The following is a 16,780-nucleotide window of genomic DNA, read 5'->3' as shown; positions in this document are numbered from 1 at the left end:
ACGGTCGGAAAGGGATCGCGGGGGCGGCTGTGGCTGATTCTTGCTCTGACGGCTGGCGAGGTTATGGGATTTCAATGGGTTGGCGCAGTTGACAGGGGCAGGCGGAGGATCGTGATGGGGCATTCGGTCGGGGACGGCGCCACGGCCCGCCTGCGGATCCTGGCGACGTCCGATCTGCACATGCACCTTCTGGGATATGACTACCGGGCCGACCGCCCCGATCCGGGCGGCAGCCTGTCGCGGATCGCCACGCTGGTTCGGCAGGCTCGGCAGGAAGCTGCGGCGCATGGGGCAGTAGTGCTGCTGTTCGACAATGGCGACACTCTGCAGGGGACGCCCGCGGGCGAGGTTGCCGCGCAAGGGCGGGCCTTGCCGCACCCGATGATGCAGGCCTTCGCCCGGATGGGCTATGACGCGATCGGCCTTGGCAATCACGACTTCGATTTCGGCCTGCCGGCACTGGACCGGGCAGTCGCCTCGGCCCGCTGCCCGGTGGTCTGTTCGAACCTGCGGGTGAGGCAGGCCGATTGCCTGCGATCGGTCGAACCGCATGCCCTGCTGCACCGGACCGCGACCGCCGAAGGCCGGGACGGCGCGGCCGTGACCATCGGGGTGCTGGCCCTTCTGCCTCCGCAGACGGCGGCGTGGAATGCCGCGCTTCTGGGCGGCCGGGTCGAGATCGAGGACATGCTCAGCGCCGCCCGTCGCAAGGTGGCGGAGCTTGTCCGCCGCGGGGCGGATCTGGTGGTGGTTCTGGCCCATTCCGGGGTTGGCGGCGAGGACGAAGCGAAGGGGGCGGAAAATGTCGTGGTGCCGCTTGCGGCCATGGAGGGGGTGGACGCGGTGATCGGCGGGCATTCGCACCTCTCCCTGCCGGGGCCGGCCTATCGGGGAGTTGCGCATGTGGATGCCGAGGCCGGGAAGGTCCATGGCCGGCCGGTGGTCATGCCGGGCCCCTACGGGCGGCATCTGGGCGTGATCGACCTGGATCTTGCCATGGGCGCGGATGGCCGCTGGCGCCCGGTTGCCAGCGCGGTCGAATTGCGCCCGGTATCGCGGTCGGACGGTGGCGGGCGCATGCGGCCCCTAGTCGGGGAAGATGCGCGCATCCGGGCGCTGGCGCAGCCGCTGCACGATGAAACCCGCGCGGCTCTGGCCGCTCCGGTCGGGCGGACCGTCCGCCCGCTGCACAGCTACTTCAGCCTGTTTGCGCCGGATCGTGCGCTGGCGGTGGTGGCTGCCGCGCAGGTGGCGGCGCTGCGCCCGCATCTGGACCGGGCCGGAGTCGGTGCGCTGCCCGTCCTTTCCGCGGTGGCGCCGGCGCGCTCGGGGGGGCGGTCGGGGCCGGGAAACTACACCGACATCCCGCCGGGACCGATTCTGCGCCGCCACGTGGCCGATCTTTGCCCCTTTTCCAATATCCTGGGGGCTGTCATCATGGATGGAGCGGGCCTGTACGCGTGGCTGGAGCAGTCGGCCAGCCTGTTTCGTACCGTCCGTCCGGGGCAGCGGCGCGTCGAGCTGATCGATCCGCGGGTGCCGGGGCATGATTTCGACGTGATTCACGGGTTGAGCTGGGAGATCGACCTGTCGCAGCCGCCGCGCCATGCGCCCGGTGGCGCAGGCGGGGCCGATGGTGGGCGGCGAATCGTGAACCTGTGCCATGGCGGGCGTCCGGTACGGGCGGGGGATCGTTTCGTCGTCCTGCTGAACAGCTACCGCGCCAATGGGGGCGGTCACTTCACGGCGTTGCGACGGGCGCGGCCGGTGGAGCTTCCGCATGTCCCGGTGTCCGAGGCCGTTGCCGCGTACCTGGCAGGAAAGAGAGCCGAGGGCGGCGCGGACGGTTTCGTCGCAACCTGGCGGTTCACGCCGCAGCCGGGCGGCTCGGTCTTGGTCCGGACCGGGCCCGGCGCGCGTGCCCATCTGCAGGAACTGGCGGGGATGGATGTCGAAGACGATGGAATTGACGAGGACGGCTTTCTGCGCCTTGTCCTGCACCTGTGAGCGCTCCGCTTGCCAATCCCTGTGCGCGCGCCTATATCCGCCGTCGAGAGGTTGGCGCGGGCAGACGTCTCGCCAACCCGGTCAGGTCCGGAAGGAAGCAGCCGTAACGAGCCCCGTCTGGGTCGCTGTCCAACCTCTCACCGCCGGGGCCGTGCATCGGGTGTGGCAGGGGGCTCTGCCCCCTCGGCCCTGCGGGCCTCACCCCCGGAGTATTTTCGGCAAGAGGAAGATCGGGCAGCGGTTTCGTCATTCGGATCCGGGGACGGGGGCGGCAAGGGCCCATTGCATCTGGTTTTCCGTTTCGACGGCACAGGGGCGCACCCGGTGCAGGTGGGCAAGGGCGGCGCATGCCGGTTCGCCGGATTCGATCATCAGCCGCAGGGCCACCATGCCGGATCGGCCGCAGCCGCCGCGGCAGTGGATCAGCACCCGTCCGCCGCCGGCAAGCGCCTGTCGTGCGGCGCGGCTGGTTTCGGGCCAGAGGCGCTCGACCTCGGGCGGGGGGATGCCGAAATCGGGGATGGGAAGGTGGCGCCATCGGCATCCCATGCCTTGCACGTCGGTGCCCAGGAAGCGCGCGCCGACGGCGATCATCTCGACTTCCATGGTCAGGCTGATCACGAGGCCCGGCTGCCAGTCGCGGATCAGCGCGAGGTCCTCGCGGTAGTGGCCGCCGCGGCCGGGAAGGGGGCAGATCGCCAGCGTGCCCCGGCCGACCTGCAGCGCATGGATCGTCATTCCCGGCATCCGTCGAGGTCCTTCCCTCCGTCCCTGGAATGTCATAGCCGAGGTCCGGCATTCGCCCAAACGGAAACCGTCCCGGCAAAGGTGGACGCCGCCGGGTCGTCGCTCTAGGCTGATCGGCAGCCACGAATCCGCCAGAGCAGACATGACCGAGACTCAGTCCAGGCCCTATCAGGTGCTTGCCCGCAAATACCGGCCCGAAACCTTCGCCGACCTGGTCGGGCAGGAGGCGATGGTGCGTACGCTGAAGAACGCCTTTGCCGCCGACCGCATTGCGCAGGCCTTCATCATGACCGGCATCCGCGGCACCGGCAAGACGACGACCGCGCGGATCATTGCCAAGGGGATGAACTGCATCGGCCCGGACGGGCAGGGCGGTCCGACCACCGAGCCCTGCGGGCAGTGCGAACATTGCGTGGCGATCATGGAGGGCCGCCATGTGGACGTGCTGGAGATGGACGCGGCCTCGCGCACCGGGGTGAACGACATCCGCGAGATCATCGATTCGGTGCGCTACCGCGCGGCCTCCGCCCGTTACAAGATCTACATCATCGATGAAGTCCACATGCTGTCCACCAGCGCCTTCAACGCGCTGCTCAAGACGCTGGAAGAACCCCCCGCGCATGTGAAGTTCATCTTCGCCACCACCGAGATCCGCAAGGTTCCGGTCACCGTGCTGAGCCGCTGCCAGCGCTTCGACCTGCGCCGGATCGAACCCGAAGACATGATGAAGCTGCTGCGCCGCATCGCCACCGCCGAGGGCGCGGCGATCTCCGACGATGCGCTGGCGCTGATCGTGCGGGCGGCCGAAGGGTCGGCGCGCGACGCCACCTCGCTTCTGGACCAGGCGATCAGCCATGGCGCCGGCGAAACCACCGTCGACCAGGTGCGCGCCATGCTGGGGCTGGCCGACCGGGGACGGGTGCTGGACCTGATGGAGATGATCCTGCGCGGGGATGCCGCAGCCGCGCTGACCGAGCTGGGCGCACAATATGCCGAAGGTGCGGACCCGATGGCGGTGCTGCGCGACCTGGCCGAGATCACGCACTGGGTTTCGGTGGCAAAGATCACCCCGGCCGCGGCCGAGGATCCCACGGTTTCTCCCGACGAACGTGCCCGCGGCGCGAAGATGGCGGCAGAGGTGCCGATGCGGGTGCTCTCGCGCATGTGGCAGATGCTGCTCAAGGCGCTCGAGGAGGTCGCCGCCGCGCCCAACGCGATGATGGCTGCCGAAATGGCGTTGATCCGGCTGACCCATGTGGCCGATCTGCCCACGCCCGAGGAACTGGTGCGCAAGCTGCACAACGCCCCGCCGCCGCCATTGTCTCCGCCCCCGGGGGCGCCCACGCCGGCAGGGCCGGGCAAGGGTGCTGCCGCGGGCACCGGCCTGCCGGTCTCGTCCCCTCCCACGACACGCGGCGGCGGCAATGGCGGCGGGGCGCCGGTGATGGTGCTGGCGCAGGATGCCGAAACCACGCTCGCCCGCTTCCCGACATTCGAACATGTGATCGACCTGATCCGCGCCAGGCGCGACGTGAAGCTGCTGGTCGAGGTGGAAACCGGCCTGCGCCTCGTCTCCTATCAGCCGGGCCGGATCGAGTTCAGCCCCGCCGACGGCGCGCCGCCCGATCTGGCGCAGCGGCTGGGGGCGCAGCTTCAGGCATGGACCGGCAGTCGCTGGACGATCTCGGTGGTGGCCGAAGGCGGCGGCCCGACCATCGCCGAGATGCGCGACGCACGCGAAAGCGCGCTCAGGGCCGAGGCCGCCGAACATCCGCTGGTCAAGGCGGTGTTCGCGCGTTTCCCCAAGGCGAAGATCACCGCCATCCGCACCCCCGAGGAAATGCAGGCCAGTGCCCGCGCCGAAGCCCTGCCCGAGGCCGAAGAAGAGGCCTGGGACCCCTTCGAAGAGGACTGACTGGCCCGACCGCGCCCTTGTGACCGAAGGGTTGCATGCGTATCTGTGAACGGAACCGACAATCAGGAGAAACCCGATGCTCAAAGGACTCGGCGGCCTTGGCGACATGGCCAAGATGATGAAGGCCGCGCAGGAAATGCAGAAGAAGATGGAGCAGCTCCACGAAGAGATGCACAATCTTCTCGTGACCGGGGAATCCGGCGCCGGGCTGGTCAAGGCCACCTGCACCGCCAAGGGCGAACTGAAGTCGCTGGATATCGACCCGTCGATCTTCAACGCCGAGGACAAGGAAGTGGTCGAGGACCTGATCCTCGCCGCGATCAAGGACGCCCAGCTGCGGGCCTCGGAAACCGCGCAAAGGGAAATGAGCAAGATCACCGAAGGCATGGGACTGCCCAAGGACATGAAACTTCCGTTCTGATCCGGCCCGCTCCTTCCTCTTGCCAAAAAATTCCCGCCGGAGGCCCCCGGCACCTGCAACCCCCGCACCGGCCGCCGCATGAGCACCTCGCCCGAAATCGAATCCCTGATCGAACTGATGGCTCGCCTGCCGGGCCTCGGGCCGCGATCTGCACGCCGGGCGGTGCTGCACCTGATCCGCAAGCGCGCCCTGCTGCTGGCGCCGCTCGCGCAGGCGATGCAGGAGGTGGCCGAAACCGCCCGGGAATGCCTCAACTGCGGGAATGTGGGCACTTCCGAGATCTGCGACATCTGCTCGGCCGAGGCGCGCGCAACCGGACAGCTCTGCGTGGTCGAGGACGTGGCCGACCTGTGGGCGATGGAACGGGCGGGCGTGTTCAAGGGGCGCTATCACGTCCTGGGGGGAACGCTGTCGGCGCTCGACGCGGTGGGCCCTGACGATCTGCGCATCCCCCGCCTGATCGACAGGGTGCAGAGCGAGGGGATTACCGAAGTGATCCTGGCGCTCAACGCAACGGTCGATGGCCAGACCACCGCCCATTACATCGCCGACCGGCTGGCCGGCCGGGTGCGCCTGACTTCGCTGGCCCAGGGCGTGCCGATCGGCGGCGAACTCGACTACCTCGACGAAGGCACCATCTCGGCCGCACTGCGCGCCCGCAAGGAACTCTGAAACCGCAGGCCGTGGCCCGTGCGACTTGGCCGGCCCTGCCGCCGGGGGTAATGTCCCGCCATGAATGATGTTTCCGGGAACTGGTTTGCACAGGCCGTGGCACGGCTGACCGAACCGCAGCATCAGCGGGTGTGGTCGGTCATCGTGACCGTGTTCGGAGACCTGGCCCAGGGCCCCGGCGACCGGCTCAGCGGGGGCGCCCTGAACCGGATCATCGGCCCCATGGGCATAAGGCCCGAGGCAATTCGCGTCGCGCTTCACCGTCTGCGCAAGGATGGCTGGCTGCAAAGCGAACGCAACGGGCGCGAAAGCCGGCATTTCCTGACCGAGTTTGGCCGCCGCCAGAGCGCGGCGGTAACCCCGCGCATCTATACCCGCCAACCCCGCATCGCCGATGACTGGCATGTCCTGATCGCCGGCGAGGCATCTGGCATGCGCACGCTGGACGACCTTCTGCTGGCCGAGAATTTCATCTCCATCAGCCGCACTGTCGCCATCGGCCCCGGTCGCGTGCCGGGAGAATGTGACGACCTTCTGGTGTTTCGTGCCGACCCGGTGAAGGTGCCGGAATGGTTCCGCGAGCGGCTGTTCCCGCCGGAACTGGAGCGCGCCTGCCGAACCCTGCTGGAGGATGCCCGCGCCGTCGAGGCGCTGCTTTCCACGGCGCCGGCGCCGCTGGAGGTGGCGGTGTTGCGGACGCTGGTGGTGCATCGCTGGCGGCGTGTCGTCCTGCGCCTCCCGGATCTTCCCCCCCAATACCTGCCGCCGGACTGGCCGGGCGAAGCGTGTCGCAATGCCGTCTTCCGCCTTCTCGACCGCCTGCCGCGCCCCTCGCTTGCCGAACTCGAAGCCGGGTGACCGGGTGGTGCCCTGTGCCTAGGCGGGCTCGGGCAAGGTGCGCATTCGGCATCCGGACCCGGATGCATCGTGGCTGCGAACCAGTTGGGAAAGTGGTCGGAGTGAGAGGATTCGAACCTCCGGCCCCTGCCTCCCGAAGACAGTGCTCTACCAGGCTGAGCTACACTCCGACCGTGGGCGCTGCATTAGCGCCCGCGTGCGGGTTTTGCAAGCGCATTATCGCATTTCTTCCCGCCCTTTGCGGGGCGGTGGAATGTCTTCGCCACCGGTCGGAAAATGACGGGTCCGGTGCTTTCCGGAGGTTTCCGGCAGGGCTGCGAACGAACGAAAAACAACGGCCTGCACCGGCAAGGGCAGGCCGTCTGTCGTCGCAATCCCCCGCGGCGGGGGGCGATTACAGGCTGTCGTCCAGTGCCGCCACGATCGCGTCGCCCATCTCGCTGGTGGAAACCGGTGTCGCGCCCTCCTCGGCCAGCAGGTCGGCAGTGCGCACCCCGTCGGCCAGAACCCGGTCCACCGCCGCCTCCAGCCGGTCGGCCTCGGCCCCCTGGTCGAAGGAATAACGCAGCGCCATGGCAAAGCTCAGGATGCAGGCGACCGGGTTGGCCTTGCCCTGCCCGGCAATGTCGGGGGCCGAGCCGTGGACCGGCTCGTACAGCGCCTTGGGCCGGCCGTTCGCCATCCGGGCCCCGAGGCTGGCCGAAGGCAGCATCCCGAGGCTGCCGGTCAGCATCGCGGCGGCATCGGACAGCAGGTCTCCGAACAGGTTGTCGGTCACGATCACGTCGAACTGCCGCGGATTGCGCACAAGCTGCATGGCGCCGTTGTCGGCATACATGTGGCTCAACTCGATATCCGGGTAGTCCTGGTCATGGACCTTCTGCACGACCTCGCGCCACAGCAGCCCCGATTCCATCACGTTGGCCTTTTCCATCGAACAGACCCTGCCCGACCGCTTGCGGGCAAGGTCGAAGGCCGCCCGCGCCACGCGCTCGATCTCGGATTCGGTGTAGCGCTGGGTGTTGATGCCCACGCGTTCGTTGCCTTCCTCGAAGATGCCGCGCGGTTCGCCGAAATAGATGCCGCTGGTCAGCTCGCGCACGATCATGATGTCGAGGCCGGCCACCACCTCGCGCTTGAGCGAGGAGAAATCCGCCAGCGCGTCGAAGCATTGCGCCGGGCGCAGGTTGGCATAAAGGTCCATCTCCTTGCGCAGGCGCAGAAGGCCGCGCTCGGGTTTGACGCTGAAATCGAGATCGTCATATTGCGGCCCGCCCACGGCGCCCAGAAGAACCGCGTCCACCTCTTGCGCACGCGCCATGGTCTCGTCGGTCAGCGGCGTGCCATGGGCATCATAGGAACAGCCCCCCACCAGCCCTTCCTCGACATCGAAGGCCAGGCCGCGCCGGGCGCCGAACCAGTCGATGATCTTGCGCACCTCGGCCATGACTTCGGGGCCGATCCCGTCGCCGGGCAGGATAAGAAGGGAAGGGTTGGTCATCGGGGCTCTCCTTGCACGTCGTTGCCGAGGCCCTAGCGCGCCGCTGCCGGAGGGTCAACCGGGGTGGCGGCCCGGCAGGCCCGCTCCAGCCCCCGGGCCAGCAGATCCCACACCCGGCGGATGCGGGGGGTGTTGCGCATGGCCTGATGGGTTGCCAGCCACACCGGAAGCGGGTCGATCGGAAAGCCCAGGTCCAACTCCTCGACCAGCGGGTCGTCTTTCGCCACGCCCTTCTGGGAAAAGCCGATGCCGCATCCGGCGCGCACCAGTTCCCAGTAGGTCGCCTGGTTGTCGCAGCGGGTGGCAAAGCTTTCCCGCTTCACCGGCCAGCCGCGTTCGCGCATGGCGCGCAGGATCAGGTCGTTTCGGTCGTATCCAACCAGGTCGTGATCCGTCAGCTCCTGCGGCGTGGCAGGGCGCCCGGCCCGTTCCAGATAGCTGCGCGCGGCGAAGACGCCCAGCTCCAGCGTGCCCAGCTTGCGCGCAATGATGTCCAGCTGATCGGGCCGATACATGCGCACCGCGATGTCAGCTTCGCGAAACAGAAGGTTCTCCGAGCTGTCGGTCGGCACCAGTTCAAGCTGGATCGCCGGTTCGCGGGCCCGGATGTCGGCAAGGATCGGCGGCAGGATGTAGTGCGAGGCGAAGATCGAGGCGGTGATGCGGACGGTTCCCCCCACCTCCTGCGCGCGCCCGGCCGCAGTCAGCGAGATTGCGCTCATTGCCTCCCGGATCCGGCGCGCATGAGGGATGAGCGCCGCGCCCGTTTCGGTCGGGCGCAAGCCGCGCGGGTGGCGGGTGAACAGCGCGACCCCGAGCTGCCTTTCAAGCTCGGCGATCTGCCGGCCAAGCGTCGGCTGGCTGCGGCCAAGCCTGCGCGCCGCGCTGGAAAGCGAGCCGGCCTCGGCCACGGTCAGAAAGCTTTGAACGAGCGACCAGTCAAGGGTTTCGAGTGCAATATCCATTCATAAATGAATAGCAGACTTGCAGTTTTTGCCAATATCCCCGTTGATGATGAATGGGCAGGATGAGGCATCACGGCTTCAACCACCTGTTCGGGAGGGCAAGACATGACGGGAACCGCATTGATACTGGGCGCTACGGGGCGCTTCGGACGCAACGCGACAGAGGCATTCGGGGCCGCCGGCTGGCATGTGCGCGTTTTCGATCGGGGGCGGGACGATCTGGAGCGGGCGGCCCGGGGGGCGGATGTGATCGTCAGCGCCTGGAATCCGCCCTATCCCGAATGGCGCCGGCTGGTGCCGGGCCTGCACCGCCGGGTGATCGAGGCCGCCCGGCGCTCCGGCGCCACGGTCATCCTGCCGGGAAACGTGTATGTGTTTGGGCCGGACGTGCCTGCCCCGTGGTCGGAAATGTCGCCCCACCGGGCCTTCAACCCGCTTGGCCGGGTGCGGATCGAACTGGAGGAGGCCTATCGCGCCTCGGGGGTAAGGACAATCGCGCTGCGGGCGGGGGATTTCCTTGATAGCGCGCCGTCGGGCAACTGGTTTGACCGGATCATGGTCGCGAAACTGGACAAGGGTATTCTCGTCTGGCCGGGCGAGCCGGACATCCCGCGCGCATGGGCTTTCCTGCCCGATCTGTGCCGCGCGGCGGTCGAACTGGCGGGAATACGCGCCGAGCTGCCGCGATTTTGCGACGTGCCGTTTCCCGGATACACGCTGACGGGGGACGAGATTGCGCAACATCTCGGCCACCTGACGGGGCGTCCGGTGCGGCTGCGGCGCATGTCGTGGCTACCCTTCCGGCTTGCCCGGCCGTTCTGGCCCATGGGGCGGTGCCTGCTGGAGATGCGCTATCTGTGGAACACGCCGCACCGGCTGGACGGGGCGCGGTTTTCCGCCCTGTGCCCCGGGTTTCACGCGACGCCGCCCGCCGAGGCTCTGTCGGCGGCGATTGCGCATATTTCCGGGCCGCAACCGGGTGGCGCCGCCCGGCCGTTCGAGGCGGACCCGGCGAAAAGCGGCGGATCGGCCTGACCCCACCTCGGGCACGCAAAAAGCCCGCGGCGACAACCGCGGGCCGGTCGCGTCGGTCGTAGCCGGACCTTTGCCGGTACGGCCGTCAGTTGACGGCCTTGGCCTCGACCAGTTCGGGCGCGTCCTTCCTGACCGAGGTAATCTCGATCCGGCGCGGTTTCAGCGCCTCGGGAATCTCGCGCTTGAGGTCGATATGCAGCATCCCGTTTTCATAGCTCGCCCCGGTCACGACCACGTGGTCGGCCAGGGTGAACCGGCGCTCGAAGGCGCGGGTGGCAATGCCGCGATACAGGTAGTTGTGCTCCCCTTCGTCTTCAGCCTTGCGGGCCGACACGATCAGGGTGTTTTCCTTGACCTCGACCGACAGGTCGTCCTCGGAGAATCCCGCCACGGCGATCGAGATCCGGTAGGAGTCCGGTTCCATCTTCTCGATGTTGTAGGGCGGGTAGGACGGTTGGCTGACGTCGTTGCTGAGCACACGATCCATCAGGTCGGCGATCTGTTCGAAGCCGATGGCTGCGCGATGCAGCGGAGCAAAGTCAAAGCTACTACGCATGGTCGTCATCCTCATTTCTTGAGCGATTCACGTTTGGGCCCTCCTCTCGGACGGGCGATTCGCCGGACCCCGCACAGGCGATCCGACATCGAAAAGATGGGAAAGCTCCGGCGTCGTTTCAACCCCCTCCGGGGCGGATGAACTTGGCGCCGATATCGTCGCGCCGACCGTTCACGACGACGCGTTTGCGAAGCGGCGGCGGAGACTGGGCAAAGCCCTTGCCGGCCGCAAGTTCGGCGCGCAGGAACGCGATCTGCCCATCCACCGCCGAGCCGAGCGCGACCTGCGTGCCGCGCAGTTCGGCCTTGGCCGAGATCACCGAAACGATCCGCGGCGCGCCCTCGTCGAACGAAAAGACCGGCGCCCCAGACGAGCCGAAATCGACGTCGCAGGACATTACGATCACGCCTCGCTGACGGGCCATCACGTCGCAGATCCGCTGAAGCGAGGGGGCCTCGGAGCGATCCTTCGCATAGGAGACCACGCCCACCTGCGCGCCCTTGCGCGGACGTTCGGCAATCCCGAAGGGAATGACCGTGGTGTTGCGGATCGGCCGCTGCAGTTCCAGCAGGGCCACGTCGTTGCGCACGCGCTCCGATGTCACCGTCCCGTCGAACACGTAGTCTGGATGGGTGACGGCCCTGCGGACGCGGCGATAGGCCGAGGCCCGCCCATTGCGCCAGCCCGCGAGGAACTCGATCCGCGCCGGGTCGAAGCGCTGCCCCGAGGTCTTGTCGAACAGGCAGTGGGCGGCGGTCAGGACCAGGTCGGGTGCGATCAGCGTGCCTGTGCAGAAGCCTGCGCCGTCGATGTCGATCCGCCCGACCGCATCCCATGCGCGCCCGGTTTCGGCGGTATCGAGGCGCTGCAGGCGCGACGTGTCGGCCTGCCCGGAGATGGGCAGGAGTGCCATGACAATGGCTGTCAGTATCGCTTTCAAACCGGGCTCTCCCGTGCGTGTGTTGCCGTTTCGGCCTTCGGGGCAGCCTAGGGGCCGGTTTTGGCGAAACTGCGGCAAAGGCGCGGCGGATCGCGGCGCGTGACAGGCGGCGGCATGGGCTGGTTCGGGGGGGCAGGGGGGGCTCTGCCCCCCTCGGCCCTGCGGGCCTCACCCCCCGGAGTATTTCGGGCAAGAGGAAGTCAGGGTTGCGCCTGCAGTGCGGGCGGGCGCGGTCCGCCGGTCGCCCAATCGAGCAGTTCGACCGTGTGCACCACCGGCAGATCCGTTCCCGACCCGATCTGGACCATGCAGCCGATATTTCCGGCGGCGATGATGTCGGGTGATTTCGCCTCCAGCGTGGCCAGCTTGCGCGACTTCAGCTGCGCCGAGATCTCGGGCTGCATCAGGTTGTAGGTGCCGGCTGAGCCGCAGCAAAGGTGGCTGTCGGCGGGTTCCACCACCCGGAAACCGGCGCGTTTCAGCAGCGTCTTGGGGTGGGTCTTGATCTGTTGCCCGTGCTGGAGCGAACAGGCGGCGTGGTAGGCGACCGTCAGCTTCTTGTCGGGGCATTGAGGCAAGTCGAGTTTCATCAGCACTTCGCTGACATCCATGGCCAGCGCCGCCACCCGTGCCGCATCTTCCGCAAGCGGGTCGCCCCGGAACATGTGGCCGTAATCCTTCACCGTGGTGCCGCAGCCGGAGGTGTTGATGACGATGGCATCAAGCCCTTTGCCCTTCATCTCGCGCGTCCAGGCGCGGATGTTGCGCGCCGCCGAGGCGTGGCTTTCGTCGGTCTTGCCCATGTGGTGGGTCAGCGCGCCGCAGCAGCCCGCCCCTTCGGCGATCACCACTTCGCAGCCCAGCCGTGTCAGCAGCCGGATGGTGGCATCGTTGATGTCGGTATTGAGCGCTTTCTGCGCGCAGCCGGTCATCAGCGCCACCCGCATCCGGCGCGTTCCCCGAGGGGGGAAGCTTTGCGGGTCGTCGTTGCGGGAAACCGGCGGGATCCGCTTCGGCGCCATCTCGAGCATCGCCCGCAGCCGCGCATCGGGCAGCAGCCGGCGGAACGGGCGGCCGATCTTCGCCGCCAGCAGTGCCAGGCGGAAACGCATGGGATGGGGCAGGATCCAGGCCAGCACCCGGCGCAACGCCCGGTCCATGAAGGGGCGCCTGTGGTTTTGTTCCACGTAGCTGCGGGCCAGGTCGATCAGGTGCATGTAGTGCACGCCCGACGGGCAGGTGGTCATGCAGGCAAGGCAGCTCAGGCAGCGGTCGATGTGACGGACGGTTCGGGCATCAGGCATGCGTTCGTTTTCCAGCATGTCCTTGATCAGGTAGATCCGGCCCCGCGGGGAATCGAGCTCATCACCCAGGATCTGGTAGGTCGGGCAGGTGGCGGTGCAGAACCCGCAATGGACGCAGGCGCGCAGGATCTCGTTCGCTCGGGCAATGCCGGGATCGCGCAGCTGTTCTTCGGTGAAATTCGTCTGCATGTCGCTCAGCCCTCTGCCGGGTTGCCCATCAGGCCCGGATTGAAGATCCCGCGCGGGTCGAAGCGTTCGCGCAGCCCGCGGCTCAGCGCCGCCACCGGGGCGGGCTCGGGGTGGAACATGCCCAGCCGTGCGCGCGTCTCGGCGCTGGCGCGGATCAGCGTCGCGTGGCCGTCGAACCGGCCCGCCCGCGCCCGCAGATCCGTCCCCGCGGGGACAAGCGCCCAGATCAGCCCGCCGCCCCAGTCGAGCAGCACCTCCTCGGCCCCGATCCTTGCGACGAGCCCGGGTGCCTCGGAGGGCCTGACCGACAACCGCCAGACATCGCCAAGGCGTCCATGAAACGGCTCCACGTCGCGCAACTGGCGCCAGATCCGTGCCGAGGTGTCCTCCTCCGCAACTGGTTCAACCTCGCCGAAGCGGCCCAGGGCATCGGCCAGACGCCCCAGGCGGTAGCGGACCGAATCCGCGAATCCTTCTACCCGGATCAGCACCTCATGCCCGTCGCTGCCGGGCGCATATGCCGCCCCCGTGACCTCAAACGGCGAACCCAGCGCCGCAGCCATGGCATGGACCGCCTGCGCGGGGTCAAGCCCGTGTATCCGCAGGCTGGCCTGGGTCTCGGCCCGTGGCAGAACCTTGAGGGAAACTTCGGTCAGAACCCCAAGGGTGCCCCAGCTCCCCGCCATCAGCCGGGCCAGATCGTAGCCGGTCACGTTCTTCATGACCCGCCCGCCGTTGCGGATCACCCGCCCCATACCGTCCACGAAGCGCACGCCCAGAAGGAAATCCCGCGCCGCACCCGCCTGAACCCGGCGCGGTCCGCTGACATTCGCCGCGATCACACCACCGATGGTCGGCTCTCCGGTCGCGCCCAGCAGGCCCCGGTGATCCATCGGTTCGAAGGCCAGCCTCTGGTTTTCCCCGGCCAGAACCTCCTCGATTTCGGCCACCGGCGTTCCCGCCCCGACCACGATGGTCAGCGCACCCGGCTCGTAAAGTGAAATGCCCCGCAGGCCTGAGGCGCTCAGCACCCGGTCATGGGCCGGCACGCCGCGCGTGTTGCTGCCCCGCACCGCAAAAGGCGCATCTGCGCCCGAGATCACATCGGCGAGTTCCGCCTCGTCTTCAGGAATGATCATGTCTTTTTCTGGCCTTCAAATATCCTGGGGGTCCGGGGGCAACGCCCCCGGTTCATTCCGCCGCCACGGGCGCGCTCCGGCGGCCTTCGGTCACCGAAAGCGGAAACACCTTCGCCGGGTTCAGCAGCCAGTCGGGATCGAACACGTCCTTCACCGCCATCTGCGCTTCGAGATCCTCGCGCGAATACTGGTGCAGCATCAGGTCGCGCTTCTCCACGCCGACCCCGTGTTCGCCGGTCAGGCATCCGCCCACCTCGACGCACAGCTTCAGGATCTCGGCCCCGAATTCCTCGCAGGTCTCGAGGTCGCCGGGCTTGTTGGCATCGAACAGGATCAGAGGGTGCATGTTGCCGTCGCCGGCATGAAAGACATTGCCCACGGCCAGCCCGTAATGCTTCGACATCTCGCCGATGCGCCGCAGCACATATGGCAGTTCGGACACCGGGATGGTGCCGTCGAGGCACATGTAGTCGTTGATCTGCCCCATGGCGCCGAAGGCGCTCTTGCGGCCCAGCCAGATCCGTGCCGCCTCCTCCTCGTCGCGCGCCTCGCGCAGCTCCACCGGGTCGTGGCGCCGGGCGATCTCCTTGATCCGGCCAAGCTGGAAGTCGATCTCCTCGGGGCTGCCCTCGACCTCGACGATCAGCAGCGCCTCGCACATCGGATAGCCGGCATGGGCGAAGGCCTCGGTGGCCTCGATGCAGGGGCGGTCCATGAACTCGATCGCCACCGGCAGGACGCCGGCGCGGATGATGTCGGAGACGCAGGCGCCGGCCACCTCGTTGCTGTCGAAGCCGATCAGCACCGGCCGGGCGCCCTCGGGCCGGGGCAGGATGCGCAGCGTCGCCTCGGTCACCACGCCGAGCTGGCCCTCGCTGCCGCAGATCACTCCCAGCAGGTCCAGTCCCCCCGCATCCATGTGCGCGCCGCCGATCTCGACCACGGTGCCGTCCATCAGCACCATCGTCACCCCCAGCAGGTTGTTGGTGGTCACGCCGTATTTCAGGCAGTGCGCCCCGCCCGAGTTCATGGCGATGTTGCCGGCAATCGCGCAGGCCAGCTGGCTGGAGGGATCGGGGGCGTAGAAGAACCCCTCCTCCTCGACCGCGCCGGTCACCGACAGGTTCGTGCGCCCGCTCTGCACCCGGATGAAGCGGTTGTCGTAATCGACCTCAAGCACCGCGTTCATCCGCGCCACGCCCAGGATCACGCTGTCGGTGGTGGGCAGAGCCCCCCCGGCCAGCGACGTGCCCGAGCCGCGCGGGACAACCGGCACCCCCTCTTCATGGCAGATGCGCAGGATGTCCGATACCTCCTGCGTCGAAGCCGGCAGAACCGCCAGCAGCGGCGGGCAGCGATAGGCGGTCAGCGCATCGCATTCATAGGCGCGCGTCTCGGCCTCGTCCTCGATCACGGCATCGGCGGGGAGAACCGTGCGCAGCCGTTCGGCGATTCTCTCCTTCCGGGCCAGAATTCGCGGGTCGGGCTGGGGCATCTGCATGGGGAAAGCTCCTCTTTGGTAAATTAATATTACCAATTTTGCCGAATGGCAAGCCCATCGCGCCTGCCTGCGCCCGAAGGGGTTCGCGTCACGTGCTTGTGACCGCGAAGAAGACCGCGTTGCTCTACAGGTTGGGGGATGAAACGTCTTGCTTCGATCCTTCTGCTTCTGTTCGCCGCGCCAGCATTTGCAGACCCGCCGGTGATCGAAAGCGCCTCCGCGCGGCAGAGCTCCGGCGCGTGGCGCTTCGACGTGACGCTTTCGCACCCCGATACCGGATGGGACCACTATGCCGATGGCTGGCGGGTCCTGGACGCGTCGGGCGGGACGGAACTGGGCATGCGGGTTCTCTATCACCCGCATGTGGAGGAACAGCCCTTCACCCGGTCGCTCGATGGCGTGATGATCCCGCAGGGGGCAAAATCCGTGCTGATCGAGGCGCGGTGCAACGTCAACGGTTGGGCGGGAACGTATTTCCGCGTCGAACTTACGGGGCGCTGAGGCGGTTCCGTTCAGACCCGGTGATAGGGGCGCCCGGCAAGGATGGTCGCCGCGCGGTAAAGCTGCTCGGCCAGCATCACCCGGACCAGCATGTGCGGCCAGACCATGCGGCCCAGCGACAGGCTGAAATCGGCCTCGGCCCGCAAGCCCGGATCCAACCCGTCTGCCCCGCCGATCAGCAGCGCGAGATCCTGCCGCCCCTCGTCGCGCCAGCGCGCCAGCAGGGCCGCGAATTCGGGCGAGGACAGGGTCTTTCCTCGTTCGTCCAGCGCGCACGTTACGGCGCCTTTCGGCAGCGCCCGGCGCAGCAGTTCGGCCTCGGCCCGCATGCCGCCGCGCTTGCGGTCCTCGACCTCGACCACCCTGGCCGGTCCCAGCCCCAGCGGGCGGCCGGTCCGGCCGAACCGGTCCAGATAATCGTCGATGAGAGACTTTTCGGCGCCCGCCCGCAGCCGGCCGACCGCGCAGATGGTCACGCGCATGTCATGGCCTTCCTGCCACCCCGGTCATGCCGGTTGCGCGGCCGGGG

Annotated in this window: 16 protein-coding genes, 1 tRNA gene and 1 other RNA gene; 8 read left to right on the top strand and 10 right to left on the bottom strand. The window is 67.9% G+C overall.

What is annotated here, in order from left to right; all coding sequences use genetic code 11:
- Positions 1 to 114 precede the first annotated feature (114 nt).
- Both ACZ5CM_RS14570 and ffs read left to right on the top strand, forming a co-directional pair.
- Complete coding sequence (locus ACZ5CM_RS14570; protein ID WP_464639664.1) at positions 115 to 2,007, top strand: 5'-nucleotidase C-terminal domain-containing protein; 1,893 nt, start codon at positions 115 to 117, stop codon at positions 2,005 to 2,007.
- Positions 2,008 to 2,052: 45 nt separating this feature from the next.
- An RNA gene (gene ffs, locus ACZ5CM_RS14565) (signal recognition particle sRNA small type) lies at positions 2,053 to 2,149 on the top strand.
- A gap of 104 nt (positions 2,150 to 2,253) precedes the next feature.
- Here the strand turns inward: ffs and ACZ5CM_RS14560 are convergent.
- On the bottom strand, positions 2,254 to 2,754 hold the full coding sequence (locus tag ACZ5CM_RS14560; RefSeq protein ID WP_464639662.1) for a protein-tyrosine phosphatase family protein: 501 nt from the start codon (positions 2,752 to 2,754) through the stop codon (positions 2,254 to 2,256).
- A gap of 142 nt (positions 2,755 to 2,896) precedes the next feature.
- On the opposite strand from ACZ5CM_RS14560, the gene ACZ5CM_RS14555 reads away from it, so the two are divergent.
- From ACZ5CM_RS14555 to ACZ5CM_RS14540, 4 genes are all read left to right on the top strand, one after another.
- Positions 2,897 to 4,669 (top strand): DNA polymerase III subunit gamma/tau, encoded by a 1,773-nt coding sequence (locus ACZ5CM_RS14555; protein WP_464639660.1) that lies wholly within the window; start codon positions 2,897 to 2,899, stop codon positions 4,667 to 4,669.
- Positions 4,670 to 4,745: 76 nt separating this feature from the next.
- Positions 4,746 to 5,090, top strand: coding sequence for a YbaB/EbfC family nucleoid-associated protein (locus tag ACZ5CM_RS14550; RefSeq protein WP_464639659.1), 345 nt, complete (start codon positions 4,746 to 4,748; stop codon positions 5,088 to 5,090).
- A 78-nt stretch (positions 5,091 to 5,168) separates the two neighbouring features.
- A complete protein-coding gene (recR, locus tag ACZ5CM_RS14545) occupies positions 5,169 to 5,762 on the top strand; it encodes a recombination mediator RecR (protein ID WP_464639657.1) in 594 nt (197 codons plus the stop codon).
- Positions 5,763 to 5,822: 60 nt separating this feature from the next.
- A complete protein-coding gene (locus ACZ5CM_RS14540) occupies positions 5,823 to 6,620 on the top strand; it encodes a PaaX family transcriptional regulator (RefSeq protein ID WP_464639655.1) in 798 nt (265 codons plus the stop codon).
- A gap of 93 nt (positions 6,621 to 6,713) precedes the next feature.
- Here ACZ5CM_RS14540 and ACZ5CM_RS14535 read toward each other — a convergent pair.
- From ACZ5CM_RS14535 to ACZ5CM_RS14525, 3 genes are all read right to left on the bottom strand, one after another.
- Positions 6,714 to 6,790 (bottom strand) — tRNA-Pro (locus tag ACZ5CM_RS14535).
- Positions 6,791 to 7,014: 224 nt separating this feature from the next.
- The gene (leuB, locus tag ACZ5CM_RS14530; protein WP_464639653.1) at positions 7,015 to 8,121 is read right to left on the bottom strand and encodes a 3-isopropylmalate dehydrogenase; all 1,107 of its coding nucleotides are present in this window, start codon (positions 8,119 to 8,121) and stop codon (positions 7,015 to 7,017) included.
- Positions 8,122 to 8,153: 32 nt separating this feature from the next.
- Positions 8,154 to 9,086, bottom strand: coding sequence for a LysR family transcriptional regulator (locus tag ACZ5CM_RS14525; RefSeq protein ID WP_464639651.1), 933 nt, complete (start codon positions 9,084 to 9,086; stop codon positions 8,154 to 8,156).
- Between the two features lie 105 nt (positions 9,087 to 9,191).
- Between ACZ5CM_RS14525 and ACZ5CM_RS14520 the strand changes: the two genes are divergently transcribed.
- A complete protein-coding gene (locus ACZ5CM_RS14520; protein ID WP_464639650.1) occupies positions 9,192 to 10,121 on the top strand; it encodes a Rossmann-fold NAD(P)-binding domain-containing protein in 930 nt (309 codons plus the stop codon).
- Positions 10,122 to 10,206: 85 nt separating this feature from the next.
- On the opposite strand, the gene ACZ5CM_RS14515 is transcribed toward ACZ5CM_RS14520, so the two are convergent.
- The 5 genes from ACZ5CM_RS14515 to ACZ5CM_RS14495 form a co-directional block, all read right to left on the bottom strand.
- Positions 10,207 to 10,677 carry an Hsp20 family protein gene (locus tag ACZ5CM_RS14515; protein ID WP_464639649.1) on the bottom strand — a complete coding sequence of 157 codons (471 nt, stop codon included), beginning with the start codon at positions 10,675 to 10,677 and terminating at the stop codon, positions 10,207 to 10,209.
- Positions 10,678 to 10,795: 118 nt separating this feature from the next.
- Positions 10,796 to 11,590 carry a trypsin-like serine peptidase gene (locus tag ACZ5CM_RS14510; RefSeq protein WP_464639647.1) on the bottom strand — a complete coding sequence of 265 codons (795 nt, stop codon included), beginning with the start codon at positions 11,588 to 11,590 and terminating at the stop codon, positions 10,796 to 10,798.
- A 227-nt stretch (positions 11,591 to 11,817) separates the two neighbouring features.
- Positions 11,818 to 13,110 (bottom strand): glycolate oxidase subunit GlcF, encoded by a 1,293-nt coding sequence (glcF, locus tag ACZ5CM_RS14505; RefSeq protein ID WP_464639645.1) that lies wholly within the window; start codon positions 13,108 to 13,110, stop codon positions 11,818 to 11,820.
- A 5-nt stretch (positions 13,111 to 13,115) separates the two neighbouring features.
- Positions 13,116 to 14,249, bottom strand: a complete 1,134-nt coding sequence (locus ACZ5CM_RS14500; protein ID WP_464639643.1) for an FAD-binding protein — start codon at positions 14,247 to 14,249, stop codon at positions 13,116 to 13,118.
- Positions 14,250 to 14,301: 52 nt separating this feature from the next.
- Positions 14,302 to 15,750 carry an FAD-linked oxidase C-terminal domain-containing protein gene (locus ACZ5CM_RS14495; RefSeq protein ID WP_464639641.1) on the bottom strand — a complete coding sequence of 483 codons (1,449 nt, stop codon included), beginning with the start codon at positions 15,748 to 15,750 and terminating at the stop codon, positions 14,302 to 14,304.
- Positions 15,751 to 15,888: 138 nt separating this feature from the next.
- Between ACZ5CM_RS14495 and ACZ5CM_RS14490 the strand changes: the two genes are divergently transcribed.
- Entirely contained in the window at positions 15,889 to 16,251 is a 363-nt protein-coding gene (locus ACZ5CM_RS14490) for a hypothetical protein (protein ID WP_464639639.1), read from the top strand.
- A gap of 11 nt (positions 16,252 to 16,262) precedes the next feature.
- Here the strand turns inward: ACZ5CM_RS14490 and rlmH are convergent, their stop codons facing one another.
- Positions 16,263 to 16,733, bottom strand: coding sequence for a 23S rRNA (pseudouridine(1915)-N(3))-methyltransferase RlmH (gene rlmH, locus ACZ5CM_RS14485; RefSeq protein ID WP_464639637.1), 471 nt, complete (start codon positions 16,731 to 16,733; stop codon positions 16,263 to 16,265).
- Between the last annotated feature and the right edge of the window lie 47 nt (positions 16,734 to 16,780).

The organism is Piezobacter thermophilus (assembly GCF_055386745.1).
The sequence above is the reverse complement of the archived record's forward strand: the minus strand, read 5'-3'. Positions and strand labels throughout refer to the sequence as shown.